Source organism: Rhizobium sp. AP16, assembly GCF_000281735.1.
Taxonomy (GTDB): domain Bacteria; phylum Pseudomonadota; class Alphaproteobacteria; order Rhizobiales; family Rhizobiaceae; genus Rhizobium; species Rhizobium rhizogenes.
Genome location: NZ_AJVM01000074.1, coordinates 114,933 through 130,124, shown reverse-complemented (window position 1 = coordinate 130,124; position 15,192 = coordinate 114,933). Strand labels below are relative to the sequence as shown.

The 15,192-nt window shown below is 60.2% G+C and carries 14 protein-coding genes; 10 read left to right on the top strand and 4 right to left on the bottom strand.

Annotation, left to right across the window (positions count from 1 at the left end):
• Positions 1-26 precede the first annotated feature (26 nt).
• The 7 genes from PMI03_RS25660 (at position 27) to PMI03_RS25630 (ending at position 7,405) form a co-directional block, all read left to right on the top strand.
• Positions 27-1,337 (top strand): lysine N(6)-hydroxylase/L-ornithine N(5)-oxygenase family protein, encoded by a 1,311-nt coding sequence (locus tag PMI03_RS25660; protein WP_007700531.1) that lies wholly within the window; start codon positions 27-29, stop codon positions 1,335-1,337.
• 444 nt (positions 1,338-1,781) lie between these two features.
• A complete protein-coding gene (locus PMI03_RS25655) occupies positions 1,782-2,372 on the top strand; it encodes a sigma-70 family RNA polymerase sigma factor (RefSeq protein ID WP_007700528.1) in 591 nt (196 codons plus the stop codon).
• 2 nt (positions 2,373-2,374) lie between these two features.
• Positions 2,375-2,905 (top strand): GNAT family N-acetyltransferase, encoded by a 531-nt coding sequence (locus PMI03_RS25650; protein WP_007700525.1) that lies wholly within the window; start codon positions 2,375-2,377, stop codon positions 2,903-2,905.
• Positions 2,902-3,726 (top strand): ATP-binding cassette domain-containing protein, encoded by an 825-nt coding sequence (locus tag PMI03_RS25645; RefSeq protein WP_007700522.1) that lies wholly within the window; start codon positions 2,902-2,904, stop codon positions 3,724-3,726. The genes PMI03_RS25650 and PMI03_RS25645 overlap by 4 nt, the downstream gene beginning before the upstream one ends.
• A complete protein-coding gene (locus tag PMI03_RS25640) occupies positions 3,716-4,624 on the top strand; it encodes an iron-siderophore ABC transporter substrate-binding protein (RefSeq protein ID WP_007700520.1) in 909 nt (302 codons plus the stop codon). The genes PMI03_RS25645 and PMI03_RS25640 overlap by 11 nt, the downstream gene beginning before the upstream one ends.
• On the top strand, positions 4,624-6,609 hold the full coding sequence (gene fhuB, locus PMI03_RS25635; protein ID WP_007700517.1) for a Fe(3+)-hydroxamate ABC transporter permease FhuB: 1,986 nt from the start codon (positions 4,624-4,626) through the stop codon (positions 6,607-6,609). Before PMI03_RS25640 ends, fhuB begins: the two co-directional genes overlap by 1 nt.
• 70 nt (positions 6,610-6,679) lie before the next feature.
• Positions 6,680-7,405, top strand: coding sequence for a beta-ketoacyl-ACP reductase (locus PMI03_RS25630; RefSeq protein WP_007700515.1), 726 nt, complete (start codon positions 6,680-6,682; stop codon positions 7,403-7,405).
• 227 nt (positions 7,406-7,632) lie between these two features.
• Here PMI03_RS25630 and PMI03_RS25625 read toward each other — a convergent pair whose 3' ends face one another.
• Complete coding sequence (locus PMI03_RS25625; RefSeq protein ID WP_007700512.1) at positions 7,633-8,025, bottom strand: GFA family protein; 393 nt, start codon at positions 8,023-8,025, stop codon at positions 7,633-7,635.
• A gap of 188 nt (positions 8,026-8,213) precedes the next feature.
• On the bottom strand, positions 8,214-10,403 hold the full coding sequence (locus PMI03_RS25620; RefSeq protein ID WP_007700509.1) for a TonB-dependent siderophore receptor: 2,190 nt from the start codon (positions 10,401-10,403) through the stop codon (positions 8,214-8,216).
• A 320-nt stretch (positions 10,404-10,723) separates the two neighbouring features.
• Here PMI03_RS25620 and PMI03_RS25615 point away from each other — a divergent pair, with 320 nt between their 5' ends.
• From PMI03_RS25615 to PMI03_RS25605, 3 genes are all read left to right on the top strand, one after another.
• Positions 10,724-11,626 (top strand): alpha/beta hydrolase, encoded by a 903-nt coding sequence (locus PMI03_RS25615; protein ID WP_007700508.1) that lies wholly within the window; start codon positions 10,724-10,726, stop codon positions 11,624-11,626.
• Between the two features lie 163 nt (positions 11,627-11,789).
• Positions 11,790-12,566 (top strand): cyclase family protein, encoded by a 777-nt coding sequence (locus PMI03_RS25610; protein WP_007700507.1) that lies wholly within the window; start codon positions 11,790-11,792, stop codon positions 12,564-12,566.
• Between the two features lie 185 nt (positions 12,567-12,751).
• The gene (locus PMI03_RS25605) at positions 12,752-13,474 is read left to right on the top strand and encodes a 4'-phosphopantetheinyl transferase superfamily protein (protein WP_007700506.1); all 723 of its coding nucleotides are present in this window, start codon (positions 12,752-12,754) and stop codon (positions 13,472-13,474) included.
• A gap of 30 nt (positions 13,475-13,504) precedes the next feature.
• On the opposite strand, the gene maiA is transcribed toward PMI03_RS25605, so the two are convergent.
• On the bottom strand, positions 13,505-14,137 hold the full coding sequence (gene maiA / locus PMI03_RS25600) for a maleylacetoacetate isomerase (protein WP_007700505.1): 633 nt from the start codon (positions 14,135-14,137) through the stop codon (positions 13,505-13,507).
• On the bottom strand, positions 14,134-15,159 hold the full coding sequence (locus tag PMI03_RS25595; RefSeq protein ID WP_007700502.1) for a fumarylacetoacetate hydrolase family protein: 1,026 nt from the start codon (positions 15,157-15,159) through the stop codon (positions 14,134-14,136). Before PMI03_RS25595 ends, maiA begins: the two co-directional genes overlap by 4 nt.
• Between the last annotated feature and the right edge of the window lie 33 nt (positions 15,160-15,192).

The window sequence follows — 15,192 nt, the reverse complement described above, 5'->3', positions numbered from 1 at the left end:
TTCCGATATCATTCTGGAGCTGCTTTATGACATCTCAAGTGCTCGACCTCGCCGGGGCCGGAATTGGTCCGTTCAACCTCAGCCTTGCCGCCCAGCTGGACTCCATTCCGGCGCTGTCGGTCCGTTTCTTCGAAAAGCGGCCGTCCTTTGCCTGGCATCCGGGCATGATGCTCCCTGGCGCGGAAATGCAGACATCGATCCTCAAGGATCTGGTGACAGCAACCAACCCGACAAGCCCGTGGAGCTTCCTGTCCTACCTGGTGGCGCACAAGCGTTTCTATCAGTTTATCAACGCCGAATATGAGGCCGTTCCGCGCAAGGAATTCGCCGATTATCTCGGATGGGTGGCGCGCGGGCTGACATCGCTTCACTTCGGCACCAGCATGCGTGACGTTCAAATGGCCGACGGGCTGTTCTCGGTCGCCACCGACAACACGCAGATCCATGCCCGCAACCTCTCCGTCGGCATCGGCAAGATCCCGGCGCGGCCGGCATGGGCCGAAAGACTGCCGAAATCGCTCGCCTTTCACAGCAGCGAGGCCGCCTTGCGCCTTGGCGATCTGAAGGCACCGCGCGTCGCCGTGATCGGCGGCGGTCAGAGCGGGGCTGAGATCGTCGATGCTCTCATGGACATGAAGACCGTTTCCTCGATCCATTGGCTCAGCCGCCGGCCCAATTTCGAGCCACTCGATGCAACGCCCTTCACCAACGAGCTCTTCACGCCCGGCTATATGGAACGCTTCCATGGCCTGCCCGAGGACCTGCGGCTCACTCATACGCGCCGGCAGGTGCTTGCCAGCGATGGCGTCTCCCCCTCGACCTTGAAGAAGCTCTATCGCCGCCTCTACGAAAGGAAGCTCGATGGGCTCGATCACGGCATAGCCCTGCGCCCGTATCGCGACGTCATCTCAGCCCTAAACAACGGTCCCGAGATCGAACTGACCATGCGCAACGGCTTTGACGATAGCATCGAGACGATCGAAGTCGACATGGTCGTGCTTGCCACCGGGTATCGCTTCGTGCTCCCCGACTTCCTCCAATCTCTCCAGAGCCGGATTGCGGTCAACTCCATCGGCGAGCCTGTTCTCGAAAGCGATTTCTCCGTGGCATGGGACGGTCCGCGCGAGAATAAGATTTTCGTGCTGAATGGGGGGCGCAACAGCCACGGGATCGCCGAGCCCCAGCTCAGCCTCGCCGCATGGCGAAGCGCCGTCATCGCCAACGCCCTGCTCGGCAAGGCGCATTTCGACCTCGATCAGCTTGATCCGATCGTTCAATGGGAATCTCAGGGGCAAGCCTCGCTTCTCTCCGCGCATATGGGGCAGGCGGCGGAATAGACGCACTGTAGTGCTCACAAAAAACATCGCGCGGACCGAGCACCAGGGCTTGAGTCTGCGCGATGGACGTTCGATTGCAGATACTATCTACGGGGAGCGAAAGCCGGCCGAAGAAATACAACTAAAAATGGTTCAACCTTAAGGCCCCACGGGTATGTTTTCATCCCTTCCAGCGCCCGTCATTTCGCAGCGGCTAATCCTCGCTCATGGGCCACTATCAGTGTCTGAGCGGAGCTTAAATCGATCAGTCGACATCGAAAAGGCATCATGCCAACCACAGATTCTTCCAATAAAAATCAATAAAATTAATGGGATATCATGAAATAAGGCAGGAAGCCGGCGCTGACGCGTTTTTATGTTGACTAACATTATCATGTTTTTTAGGGTGCGCCAAAACAGAGGGGTACATCGAAATGCAACTTTGGATTTCAGAGAGAACCCGACATGGTCGTCAATCCTTCGCAGTCGATATCGAATGAACAGCTCAAAGCAGCACTCCTCGCCTACCCTAAGCTATTGGCCAGCGCCCGCCGGATCACCGGCTGCATGACGCTTGCCGAAGACGTCGTTCAGGAAGTCCTCCTTCAATTGGTCTCCAAGCCGCTCAAGTCCGATATAGCCGCGCCGGCACCCTATGTGATGCGTATGGTCCGCAATCTCGCCAGGGACCACATGCGCCGGCTGCGCTATGAACGAGGCCTGTTCGTCGAAGAGCAGGTCGGCGGCAGCACATCGGCCTATGGCAGTCCCGAAGAGCGGCTGCGCGAAACCGAGGCGTATGAGGCCTTTCGGTGCACGGTCGAGGCGATGCCCGCCAGAACGCGGAAATTCTACGAGGAACACTATTTTGACGACGTCCCTCAAAACATCATCGCGAAAGAGGCCGGCGTTTCATGCGCCCTCGTTTGCGGACTGCTCAGGGATGCCCACTCGCGCTGCCTGGCGGCCATATCGCTGAATGCCGATCAGACGACGGAATCCTACAGCAATCATGGGCGCCATCGCTCGCCGAGACCTAGAGAAATGAGGGCCTGACAATGTATGATGCCGGAGTTTCCGGGAGTGGGTTCTCACCTTCGGATGAGCGCAGCCAGATCCAGGATGCGATAGAGATCACCAGCGACAAGGGCAATATCTGCCGCGAGATCATGTCTGAACTGACCGAATGGTTCAGCGAACCCGATGTCATAGAGACATGCGCGGAGGCGATCGAGTCGCTGCCGATGTTCGGCTGCGTCGACAATAACAGGATCGCCGGTTTCGTCGCGATGCGATCCCATCCCCCGGACGCCATGGAAATATTGGTCATCGCCACAAGGCGCGCCTACCACCGCAGCGGGGTCGGCAAGCGGTTGCTTGCGGCCGCCGAGGATTGCGCCCGCAGTGCCGGCTGCAAGGTCCTGACGGTCAAGACGCTGGCGCCGCGTGGGAAGGACGAACCTCAATACGACGCAACGCGCGCCTTCTATGACAGGAACGGCTTTATCCGCGCGGAGATCTTTCCGACGCTCTGGCATGAGGATCATCCCTGCTTGTTCTTCGTCAAACCACTCGAGGCCATCAGTTGACCGCGTCACCTAAAAGCGAAATGGCCGTCGAGCCTTCCAACGAGCAGCCGGCCGTCTTCACCACGGAGAAGCTACGTTTCGATGTGGACGGCCGAACCATCCTTCATCCGCTCGATCTGAGCTTCAGAGCCGGCGAAATCTCGGGCTTGATCGGCCACAATGGTTCGGGAAAATCCACCCTGATCAAGCTGCTCGCCCGGCAGATCCAACCAAGCGGCGGCCAGGTGCTGTTCGACAGCGCGCCCGCCGGCTCCTACGATGCACGCGCCTTCGCCCGGGCGGTTGCCTACCTGCCGCAGGACACATCCTCGGCCGCCGGCATGACCGTCAAGGAACTGGTCGCCTCCGGCCGCTACCCCTGGCATGGGGCGCTCGGTCGCTTTACCGACCTCGACCGGGAAAAGGTCGAGACCGCCCTGCGGCTCACCCATGTCGACACCTTGGCGGGCCGGATGGTCGACACACTTTCCGGCGGCGAGCGCCAGCGGGTGTGGATCGCCATGCTGATTGCGCAGGATAGCCGCTGTCTTCTGCTCGACGAGCCGACCTCCGCCCTCGATATCGCGCACCAGATGGAGGTGCTGGGCCTCGTGCACGAGCTGTGCCGCACCAAGAACCTGAGCGCCATTCTCGTCCTCCACGACATCAATATCGCATCTCGTTTCTGCGATCATCTCTATGCGCTGAAGGCAGGACGGTTGATCGCCGCCGGCCCGTCCGCAAGCCTGATGAAAGCGGAAACCCTTCATGCCATCTATGGCGCGGACATGGGCGTCACCGCCCATCCCGTGCACGGAACCCCGCTCGCCTATGTCATCTGACGGACCTCTCGACATCTTCAGGCTGTCGCGCCGCAACGCCCTGATCGCCGCCGCCGCGATGCTCGCCGCTCCTCGGATCGGGTGCGCCGCATCACCAATGTCCGGCCCGATCGTTTCGCTCGATTACGGCCTGGCCTCGACCCTTCTGGCGCTTGGGGTGACGCCGGCTGCCATCGTCTCGCTTGCCGATTGGGACAAATGGGTGGTGGAGCCGAAAATGCCATCTGGCGTCGTTGATCTCGGGACCGCCTGGGAAATCAATCTTGAAATCCTGGCGAGCCTCAAGCCGGCCCTGATCCTGACGACCCCCTATCTGGCCGCCCTCAAACCACGCCTCGAACCGATCGCACCCGTTCTGGAGCTGACGATCTATGCCGAAGGGGGAGAAGCATTGCCTCGCGCCATCGAGGCGACCAGGACGTTGGCCACAGCGATCGGCCGCGAGCCGCAGGCCGCCGATTTCCTCGCAAGATCGGAGCAGTTCTTCGATGATTGCGCCCGGCGGGTCCAACGGATGTCACCGTCGCCGCTGGCGCTCGTCAGTTTCGTCGATCAGCATCATGCCCGCATCTACGGCGGCGCTGGCCTCTATCAGAACGTCATGACCCGGATCGGCCTAAAGAACGCCTGGACGGGTAGCGGCAATTTCTGGGGTTTCGAGACCATCGGCATCGAACAGCTGGCTTCGCTCGATCAGAACCTGCGGCTGATCGTCTTCGAACCGCTCATTCCCCCCAATATCCTGTCCGGCCTGGAAGAGAGCCCCTTGTGGACCAGCCTGCCATTCGTCAAAGCCGGGCGGATCTCGGTTCTTCCCGGCTCTCTCATGTTCGGCATGGTGCAGGAAGCCGAGCGCTTCGCCCGCATCCTGCTTGACCATCTTGAGAAGGCGGCCTGATGCGTATCCATTCAGATAATAGCCTCGGTGCTCCGGCCGTAGGGATCGGACTTCTGCTGCTCGCCGGCCTGCTCGCCTGGCATCAGGTCTCGCCCGATCTCTCGCGCCTGACGGCGCAGGACGTCGGATATGATCCGCGCCGGATGCTGCTTCTTTATTCGACCCTGCCGAGGATCGTTACCGCGCTTATTTCCGGCGCGGCACTGGCACTGGCGGGAAGCCTGCTCCAGCAGGTGTTACGCAACCCGCTTGCCTCGCCGACGACGCTCGGCATCTCCGCCGGCGCAAACCTCGCACTGGTCGCCGCGATGCTCGCCTTTCCAGCTCTTGAAGGGTTGAGCCGGGATGCGGTCGCCCTCTTCGGCAGCGCGGCCGCGGCGGCTGTTGTCTTCCTGATCGGCGCACGGCGCGGCTTCTCGCCCTTTGCACTGGTTCTTGCCGGATTGATCGTCAGCGTCTGGAGCGGCGCGCTTGCCGCCATTCTCGTTCTCATGAACGATCGCTATCTCTCCGGCCTGTTCATCTGGGGCGCCGGGTCCCTGGCGCAGCAGAGCTGGACGATACCGTTGTCGCTGCTTCCCAAGATCGCCGCTCTCGCAATCCTCGCCGTCCTGATGGCCCGACCGCTATCGCTGATGGAACTCGGAGACAGCGGCGCCAGCGGGCTCGGCCTGTCGGTCAAGCGAACCCGCATCACCGCCGTCTGCATCGCCATCGCGCTTGCCGCAGTCGTCACCAGCGCGGTCGGCGTCATCGGCTTCATCGGCCTCATCGCTCCCGGGATCGCCCGCCTTGCCGGTGCACGGCAGATGAAGAGCCAGCTTATCTGGTCGCCGCTGATCGGTGCCGGATTGCTGCTTCTGACCGACGAGGCACTGGCATTTTTGACCACAGACTCCTCGACCTTTCTACCGACGGGCGCCGTCACCGCGTTTCTCGGCGCGCCGTTGTTGCTGCTGATGCTGCCGCGCCTTCGGATAACGCAGCGGGGCGTGCCGGCCTCTCCGGAGGCGAAAGGACGGTTCGAACACGTCTCGCCCCTCCTGCTTGCAGCAGCAAGCGTCCTTCTCCTCATCCTCGTCGCCGGTGCGATCTTCTTCGGACGCGGGCCGGACGGAACATGGAATATTCTTGCCTACCTGAATTGGCCGGATGTGCTGCCCTACCGCCTGCCGCGCGTGATCGCCGCCTTTGCCGCCGGCATGATGCTCGCCGCAGTCGGCTCGATCCTGCAGCGCCTCACCGGCAATGAAATGGCGAGCCCCGAAGTGCTGGGCATATCTGCCGGCGCGACCATCGGCGTGACCGCCGCGCTCTTTCTCCTGCCGGCGCCCGGCATGGCGGCGCAGCTCGGCTTCGGTGGCCTCGGCGCGCTCGCCGTCCTCATCGCCATTTTCATTTTCGGCATGCGGTCAGGTTTTGCGCCGGAACGTGTCCTGCTGACAGGGATCGCGCTCGGCGCAATGCTGGATGCCTCGATCAGCGTTCTCGCGGCAAGCGGGGATCCCCGCGCAATGACGGTGATGCAATGGATGAGCGGATCGACCTATCTGGTCGACACGCCGAAGGCCGCCGCAGCCGTGATCGCGGCGATCATCGGCCTGATCCTCTCGTTTCTCGCCCGTCGCTGGCTCGACCTGCTGCCGCTCGGCCCGCAGGCGGCACAGGCGATCGGCATTCGCGTCAATCTCGCGCGCGGCTGCCTCTTTTCACTGGCAGCCGCCATGACCGCCGCCGCTACGCTCGTGGTCGGCCCCTTGAGCTTCATCGGCCTGATGGGTCCCCATCTGGCGCGCGAGCTTGGAATGCGGCGCGCCATGCCGCAGCTTGCCGGCGCGGCACTGGCCGGCGGGGGGCTGATGGTGCTCGCCGACTGGTTCGGCAGAATGATCGCCTTTCCCTATCAGATCCCGGCGGGCCTCGTGTCGGCGCTGGTCGGAGCACCGCTGCTGTTGATCCTGCTGCTTCGCAGAAGGAGAGCTTGATGACAAAGGCATCCCTCTGTCCCGGTTGATATCGAAACCGGGTTCACACGAAAATGGCAGGGAGATAAACATGACCAGGGTCGCTTTGGTAACGGGAGGCACGCGCGGGATTGGCGCGGCGATTTCCATTGCTCTGCGAGAGGCGGGTTACAGGGTTGCGGCCAGCTATGTCGGCAATGATGACGTCGCTCGCGCGTTCCGGGAAAAGACCGGCATTCCGGTCTACCGGTGGGACATTCGCGATTATCAGGCCTGCAAGGAAGGGATTGCCCGGGTCGAGGGCGATCTCGGGCCGATCGACGTGCTCGTCAACAATGCCGGCATCACCCGCGACGGCATGTTCCACAAGATCTCACCCGAGGACTGGAATGCGGTCATCAGCACAAATCTGAGTGGGCTGTTCAACATGACCCATCCGGTATGGCCGGGGATGCGCGAGCGGAATTTCGGCCGGGTGATCAATATTTCCTCGATCAACGGGCAAAAGGGCCAGCTCGGCCAGGCCAATTACTCCGCCGCGAAAGCCGGCGATCTCGGCTTCACGAAAGCGCTGGCACAGGAAGGTGCGGCAAAGGGGATCACCGTCAACGCCATTTGCCCCGGCTATATCGGCACGGAGATGGTTCGGGCCATGCCGGAAAAGGTGCTGAAGGAACACGTCCTCCCGCAGATACCGGTCGGCCGCCTTGGCGAGCCCGAGGAAATCGCGCGTTGCGTGGTCTTCCTTGCCTCCGATGAGGCCGGCTTCATCACCGGATCGACACTGACCGCCAATGGCGGCCAGTATCTTGCCTAGAGCGTTTCAGCGTTTCACTGAAGCGCAGTAACACTCTAGCCCTTTGTTTTTACGCAATTCCGGACGGAAAACCGCAGCACACTTTTCCTGGAATTGCTCTAAGTAAGAAGGAAGAAAGGCGGGCTGGTGTCGCAGCCCGCCCGGAGATATCACCGACCTCCAAATGGGTCGGCACGTCATGAAGCGGACAAAAACCTCGGAGGCATCCCACGCATGTGACGTGCGACCTATTCCTCAAAGCGGCTCGCATCGTCACGATCGCGGTCGTATCGTTTCGTGAGCGGAAACGGCGGCAGCCAGGCTTCGCGGCGTATTGTCCAGAGTTCGTAGGTTGGCATCAGCTGGTCAGGAGCATCGAGGGACCCCAGGTTCACCTCGATTTCGTCCGCGGTGCGCGCAAAAACGGGCGAGCCGCAGCGGGGGCAGAAAAACCGCCCGGCGTAGTCGCGTGTTTCGCCATCAACCGTCACCGCATCCTGAGGGAAGATCGCGGAAGCGTGAAAAAGCGCGCCATGATGCTTGCGGCAGTCGAGACAGTGACAAAGGCCGACCCGGTATGGGAGCCCCACCGCTACGATGCGGACATTGCCGCACAGGCAACCGCCCATGAATCGGTCCATGCTGCATCTCCTCCAAGATCAAGCGGGCGGACTATTTACAACGAACATCGCAGCCATTGCAATTTTCCGCCGCGGGCGGGATGCATCATTATTCCGGAGTGGCGCCAGGGATCATCGCTTTCAGACGAACGGAGCCTGGCGGCATATGACGCGTCGCCCTCTACATAAAGGGCGACGCGTGAATCACATTACCAGCGATATTTGAGCGAAGCGGTGATGTTGCGGCCCTGGCCCAGGTAGCAATAGCCTTCGTTGCAGACCGTCAGGCGCCGGTTGGCGATGTTGCGGACGTCGACGGATGCCGTCAGGCCTTTGTATTTCTGGTCGATTGCACCGAAATCGTAGGAGAGCGCCGCATCCAGATAGAAGCTTGCATCATTCTTGGCGGTGTTGGCCGTGCTGGTATAGGTCTTGCCCGTGTAGCGAATGCCGGTGCCGACCGTAAGGCCGTTTGCGGCCGTATCCTCCTGGAAAGTATAGTTCGACCACAAGCTGACAATATTCTTCGGCGTAACCGCAGGTGCGTTACCAGTGTCGTCGCCGGCAGTGATTTCGGAGTGATTGTAGGAATAGGCCGCAATCACATCCCAACCGTCTGTGACGTTCGCCTTGGCCTCCAGCTCAATACCCCTGTTGGTAACCTCACCAAGCGAAGCATAGACAAGTGTCAGCGGATTGACCAAGACGGGCTTGTTCTTCTCGACGAGGTTATAAGCAACGGCGGACAATAGAATGTCGGTGCCCGGCGGCTGATATTTCACACCCAGCTCGTATTGTTCACCCTTCGTGGGATCCAGGATTTGGCCGGAGGCGGATCGCTGCGTGACCGGATCGAAGGAGGTCGAATAGCTGGTGAAGGGTGCAATGCCGTTGTCGAAGAGATAGAGCGCGCCGGTTTGGACTGAAAAAGCATGCTTGCTGAGGCTGTCGTCCGTGCTCGTTCCGGAGGATACGTAGGTCGTATCCGACGATTGCTTGACCCAGGTCTGGCGCCCGCCGAGCGTGAAGCGCCATTTGTCGAGTTCGATCTGATCAAGGGCGTAAGCGCCGATCTGCTGCATGCTGGCGCCGACCCGGCTGTAATTATACTCCGGCGTCGGACCTGATACCCCGTAAGTCGGATTATCAATATCGAAGTCGTAGGCCGCGCTGGCCGTCGAATCAAACCCATACGCGAAGGAATCGTTCATATGGGTGTAGTCCAAGCCGAACAGCACGGTATGGGCGGCCGGACCGGTATCGAACTTCGATTCAAGCTGGTTGTCGACCTGGAAGACGTTCATGGTATCGCTGATTGCACTCGCGCCGCGATGAGCGACATTACCGGTCCAGCTGTAGACGGCGAGATAGCGCGCTTTCAGATCCAGATGAGAATAGCGCAGATTCTGGCGGAAGGTGAAGCCGCCGTCGAACTCGTGTTCGAACTGGTAACCGACCTGCTGCTGGCGCGTCTTCTGATAGTCATAGTCCGGATCGCTCGCGCGCAATTTGAGGACATTGCCGTCGGGGCCGGTCAGCGCACCGACATTGGCATCGCCTTCGGTGGACTGTGCCGAGCCATAAACCGTGAATTTCGTGGCATCGTCCGGCTTCCAGGTGAAGGACGGCTGTATGAAATAGCGATCGTCGGCAATATCGAAATTGGTGTCGCCCTTTCGCGCGAGACCGACGATCCGGTACAGCATGCTGTCATCGTCCTGATTGACCCGGCCGCCAAAGTCGAACATGGTCTGGGCACGGTCCGATGTTCCATAGACGGCCCCGACCTCCCTGATCGTCTCATCCGTCGGCAGCTTCGAGATCTTGTTGACGATGCCGCCCGGCGAGCCTGGGCCATAAAGCACGGATGTCGGCCCCTTGATCACTTCGACCCGGTCGAGCGAATAGGGATCCGTGCGGAACATCCCGTAATTCATATAGGGTTGCCGCAGACCGTCGCGAAAATCACCCGTGGTGGTAACGTCATTGCCGCGGATATAGACCTGATCGAAGCGTGGATCGAAACCATAGGAGCCGGTCTGGACGCCGGCGGAATAACGCACCGCCTCGATGATGTCCTGGGCGCCGCGCTCCTCCATTTCCTTCTTTGTGATCACGGAAACGGATCGCGGTGTCTCGACCAGCGGCGTATCGATCTTCGTGGCGCCCTTGCTCTTCTTGGCTGCGACGGTAGAATTATCGCTCGCATCACTTGTATTGCCGTTAACGACAATCGGAGCAAGCTGCGTCGCGTTCCCTGCACTCCCATTGGCTGAGGAGTCCTGGGCAAAGGCATTCCCGCTCAATGCAAGCACCGTGGCAAGCGCCGTCGTCGTGCGCGCCAGATAGAATCTATCTCTCTTTAAGTAAATGATATTATTGAATGATTTAAACGCCATAACGAGCCCTGTCCACCCATTCCTGAAAAGATGGCGCAAACTAGATCGTCATACCGGACTTCGTCAAGAATACATGATTTAAATAGTCATCTTTTTACCATTTTTGATCTCGTACGCCTCGAATCTGTTGAAAAACGCACGGATCAGCATCGGATATTATTGCTCTACTCAATTTTTAGTTGCCGCCACAGAGGCTGACCATCTGCTTGCCAGAGCATTGCCAAAATAATATGAGGAATTAAATCATATTTCGAGTCGGCCACGCGATTCCAAAAAGGAACCGCGCAGCGCTATCGGTCGCTCGACCCTGCGGAGAGAACATGCCCAACCCGTCATCCAGCGCGACAGAGGCGTCGCTTGCGCCCGTGACGATCGCCGACGCCAGTTTTGCCGATCTCAGCTCCGGCAATGCCAACGAGTCCTATCGCATCTTTCTCTACCGCCCCGCCAAGACACCCCCGCCCGAGGGGTGGCCTGTTTTGTATCTCACGGACGGCAACGCCTGCTTCGCGACGACGGTCGATGCCTTGAAGGTGCAAGCTTCCTATCCGAACGGGACCAATGTCTGCGACGGCGTCGTCGTCGCCATCGGCTATCCCACCGATGAACCCTATGATCCGCTGCGACGTTCCTGGGATTTGAGCCCGCCTCCCGGCCGGGTCTATCCGCCCTTCTTTCCCGACACACCGGATGTCAGAACAGGCGGCGGCGGCGAGTTCCTCACCTTTATCGAAGAGCGATTGAAGCCCTGGGTCGAAGAGCAAGTTCCCATCGACCGCTCCCGCCAGACCCTGTTCGGCCATTCCTTCGGCGGGCTGTTCGCCCTCTACGCCCTGTTTTCAAAACCCACCGCCTTCAACCGATGGGTCGCGGCGAGCCCGGCGATATTCTGGGAAGATGCGGCGATCCTTGCGGCGGAAAAAACGTTCCTGGCAGAGCATGAGGCTTTCCTCGACATCGAGCTGCATCTGTCTGCCGGTCAATATGAGGGCGAGGTGCTGGCACCCTTTCACAAGGGAACGCCGGAGGAACAGAAGCGGCAGGAGCGCGCCAGGGAAACCCGGACGGTGGGATATGCCCAGGAAATGGCCCTGCGACTGGCGGGGTCGGCCACGCTGCCGGGGAAAGTCATGTTCGAAGAATATGCAGGCGAAAATCACATGTCGGTGCTTCCGGTCGCCTTGAACAGGGCGGCGCAGATTGCGTTCCGAAGAGCAGACTGACAGCAAATACCAAGGCCTCGACTGCGCGAGAGCGCATCTTCGGCTTTACAATCCTCAATCACTTTTCGGCCCGAAACCAACGGGCTAAGGAAATAGCCGCTTGGGGCTCGCATCTCGTCGGCATCGATCAGGACCGACGGGTGGAATTGAGGAAAAACAAATCATGGCGCAAACCATTGTCGATCTGTCGGTGCCGATAGCCAACGATATCCCGGCGGATCCTCCGGTCCAGATTCCTCACATCGAATACATCGATCACAAGCAGAGCCTTTCACAGATTCTGCCGTTCTTTCCGGGTCTTGCCGCCGAAGATCTACCGGACGGCGAAGGCTGGGCCGTCGAGCGCGTCACCCTTACGACGCATAACGGCACCCATCTTGATGCGCCGTGGCACTATCACTCCACCATGGATTATGGCCTGCCCGCGCTCAAGATCGATGAGATCCCGCTGGAATGGTGCTTTCAACCGGGCGTCAAGCTGGACTTTCGTCACTTCGAAGACGGCTATGTCGTCACCGCTGCGGATGTCGAAGCCGAGCTTGAACGCATCGGACACACCCTGAAGCCTCTGGAAATCGTCGTCGTCAACACGTCGGCGGGCAAACGTTTCGGCCAGAACGATTATGTCGCCAGCGGTTGCGGCATGGGATACGAGGCGACCATGTATCTCTTGGAACGCGGCGTGAAGGTGACCGGCACCGACGGCTGGAGCTGGGATGCTCCCTTCGTCCACACGGCCAGACGATATGCATCGACCGGCGACGCCTCGCTGATCTGGGAAGGTCACAAGGCGGGGCGGCACCGGGGATATTGCCATATCGAGAAACTGCACAATCTCGAAGCACTTCCCTCGACGGGTTTCAAGATCAGCTGCTTCCCCGTCAAGATCGAGCGCGCTTCCGCCGGCTGGACGCGGGCAGTCGCCATCATCGACGGCTGAGATTATGGGCCTGGCGGTTGACATAGCAATGTCGGCCGCCTGAAAGACCGGGAAAATCCGGGGCTTACATCCGCATTCGTTTTCGATAAGTAAATGGCATGAGACTTCTGGCAATCAGTGACCTGCATCCGGCGGCTGCCTGCCACATTGGTGCTTAAGACAAGGTGCCAGCGGGAGCTTGATGCATGATGGCAAAAGACGAAGTCGTCGTCTGGTGGATGCGTACCGACGATGCCGAGCGGCATTTACCGCAACTGGAAGCGCTGCTCGATGACACCGAGCGCGCACGCGCCGCTCGTTTTCATTTCCAGCGCGACCGTTCATCCTATATCGCGGCGCATGCCCTTGGGCGCAGCCTACTCTCAACGTATGCCGGCGGCGACCCGACCGGCTGGCGCTTCACGACAGGCGATCACGGCAAGCCGGAAGTCATCTCGCCGCATTCCGGTCCCCGGTTGCGTCTCAATCTATCGCATACGCACGGACTAGCAGCCGCGATCCTGACGCTGGATCATGATGTGGGGATCGACGTGGAATGGCTCGACCGAAAACCCGCCATCGATCTCGCCGAGCACTTCTTCGCGCCCGCCGAATGCGCGCATCTGGCGGGCGTTGCACCGGAGCTTGCCCATGAAGTCTTCCTGACATTCTGGACCCTCAAGGAAGCCTACGTGAAAGCGATCGGTAAGGGACTGGCGCAGCCGCTGGACTCCTTTGCATTTACACTCGATCCGCTATCGATCCGGTTCGACGACGAACTGGCCGGCGATCCCGCACACTGGCTACTCCGCCGCTTCCAGCCAACGTGTGATCATCTGATGGCGCTCGCGCTGCATCACCCAAGACCGCAGAACGTGACCGTCACGACACTGGCCGCCGATTCAAGCTTGCTGCTTTCTACGAGGTGACGACGGGGCTCCGGCGAGCAATACTTTCCGTTATGATCTCACACGGTCGGGATGCGCCGCCTGAAAGGCCGGCAGTTCGGCACACTTGCCATCGATATCAACGATGCGCTTGAGCTCGGTCAGGTCCACGCCCCAGCGGCGGGCGTTATAGACTTGCGGAACGAGACAAAGGTCCGCCATCGTCGGCCGATCGCCAAAACTGAAGGCACCATCGAATTCGCCGAGCATCACCTCAAGTTTACGCAGTCCATCCGAGATGAAGTGCTTCATCCATTCCTCTCGGGCCTCGGCCTTGCCTGTCAGGGTCATGACCTCTGCCACGACATGCATGTTGCATATGGGATGGATGTCCACGGCGATCGCATAGGCAAGCGCTCGAACCTGTTGCCGGCCAGCGGGGTCACGGGGCAGCAATCCACTCTCCGGCCAGGTTTCGGCTAGATACTCGATGATCGAAAGCGACTGCGTCAGCGTCCTTCCGTCGATCACAAATGTCGGCACGAGACCCTGCGGGTTCAGCGCAAGATAGTCCGGTTTTTTATGCTCTCCCTCCAAAAGGTTGATCGGCACTGTCCTGTAGCCAATCCCCAGCATGTTGAGCGCGATACGGACGCGGTAGCTCGCGGACGATCTCCAATAGTCGTAGAGAACGACCTCGTTCATATCGCCCCGCCCCCACTATATCGCTCGACAGTCTGCTCGATCGCCCCGAAAATCGAATGGCCGGCCCGATCCTTCATCTCGATGCGGACCTGATCGCCGAATTTCAGGAATGGAGTTTTTGGCGACCCGCTTTCGATCGTCTCGATCATCCGGATCTCGGCGATGCAGGAATAGCCATCGCCTCCATTCTCGATCGGCTTGCCCGGCCCGCCCTCCAGCTTGTTGGACACGGTTCCCGAGCCGATGATCGTGCCGGTCACCAGATCGCGGGTCTTGGCGGCATGGGCGATCAGCTGGCCGAAATCGAATGTCATATCGACGCCGGCATTCGCCTTGCCGAAGGCCCTGCCGTTCAGGTTCACGAGCAGCGGCAGATGCAGCTTGCCGCCATCCCACGCCTCTCCAAGCTCGTCCGGCGTCACCGCGACTGGAGAAAAAGCCGATGCGGGCTTGGACTGGAAGAAACCAAATCCCTTCGCCAGCTCTTCCGGGATGAGACCACGCAGCGATACGTCATTGACGAGCATCATCAACTGGATGGCGGTACGCGCAACCTCCGCATTGCTCCCCATGGCCACATCACCGACAATGACGGCGACCTCGCCCTCCATGTCGATGCCATAGGCCTCGTCGGCCGCCAGGATCGGATCGCGCGGCGCGAGAAAGCTGTCCGAGCCGCCTTGATACATCAATGGGTCCACCCAAAAGCTCGCCGGCATCTCGGCATTGCGTGCCTTGCGCACTAGCTCGACATGATTGACATAGGCCGAACCGTCGGCCCACTGATAGGCTCGCGGCAAAGGCGAAGCGGCGTCATGCTCGTGAAACCGGATTGTCGGCTGGGCGCCTGTCTCTATACCCTCGGCAATCAGCGCCAGTCTCGGCGCCACATGCTCCCAGTCGTCGAGCGCTGCCTGCAAGGTGCGGGCGATATGACCGACCTCGGAGCAGCGGGTAAGGTCGCGGGAGACGACGACGAGCCGCCCGTCCCGTGTGGAATCTTTCAATGTCGCGAGCTTCATGTCCTGGCTCCAGTGTCGGAGGATGAATGGCCG

Bases quoted from the DNA above. Each gene is read 5' to 3' on its own strand.
- PMI03_RS25660 (WP_007700531.1), top strand. From the start codon at position 27: ATGACATCTCAAGTGCTCGACCTCGCCGGGGCCGGAATTGGTCCGTTC.
- PMI03_RS25655 (WP_007700528.1), top strand. From the start codon at position 1,782: ATGGTCGTCAATCCTTCGCAGTCGATATCGAATGAACAGCTCAAAGCA.
- PMI03_RS25650 (WP_007700525.1), top strand. From the start codon at position 2,375: ATGTATGATGCCGGAGTTTCCGGGAGTGGGTTCTCACCTTCGGATGAG.
- PMI03_RS25640 (WP_007700520.1), top strand. From the start codon at position 3,716: ATGTCATCTGACGGACCTCTCGACATCTTCAGGCTGTCGCGCCGCAAC.
- fhuB (WP_007700517.1), top strand. From the start codon at position 4,624: ATGCGTATCCATTCAGATAATAGCCTCGGTGCTCCGGCCGTAGGGATC.
- PMI03_RS25630 (WP_007700515.1), top strand. From the start codon at position 6,680: ATGACCAGGGTCGCTTTGGTAACGGGAGGCACGCGCGGGATTGGCGCG.
- PMI03_RS25625 (WP_007700512.1), bottom strand. From the start codon at position 8,025: ATGGACCGATTCATGGGCGGTTGCCTGTGCGGCAATGTCCGCATCGTA.
- PMI03_RS25620 (WP_007700509.1), bottom strand. From the start codon at position 10,403: ATGGCGTTTAAATCATTCAATAATATCATTTACTTAAAGAGAGATAGA.
- PMI03_RS25615 (WP_007700508.1), top strand. From the start codon at position 10,724: ATGCCCAACCCGTCATCCAGCGCGACAGAGGCGTCGCTTGCGCCCGTG.
- PMI03_RS25610 (WP_007700507.1), top strand. From the start codon at position 11,790: ATGGCGCAAACCATTGTCGATCTGTCGGTGCCGATAGCCAACGATATC.
- PMI03_RS25605 (WP_007700506.1), top strand. From the start codon at position 12,752: ATGATGGCAAAAGACGAAGTCGTCGTCTGGTGGATGCGTACCGACGAT.
- maiA (WP_007700505.1), bottom strand. From the start codon at position 14,137: ATGAACGAGGTCGTTCTCTACGACTATTGGAGATCGTCCGCGAGCTAC.
- PMI03_RS25595 (WP_007700502.1), bottom strand. From the start codon at position 15,159: ATGAAGCTCGCGACATTGAAAGATTCCACACGGGACGGGCGGCTCGTC.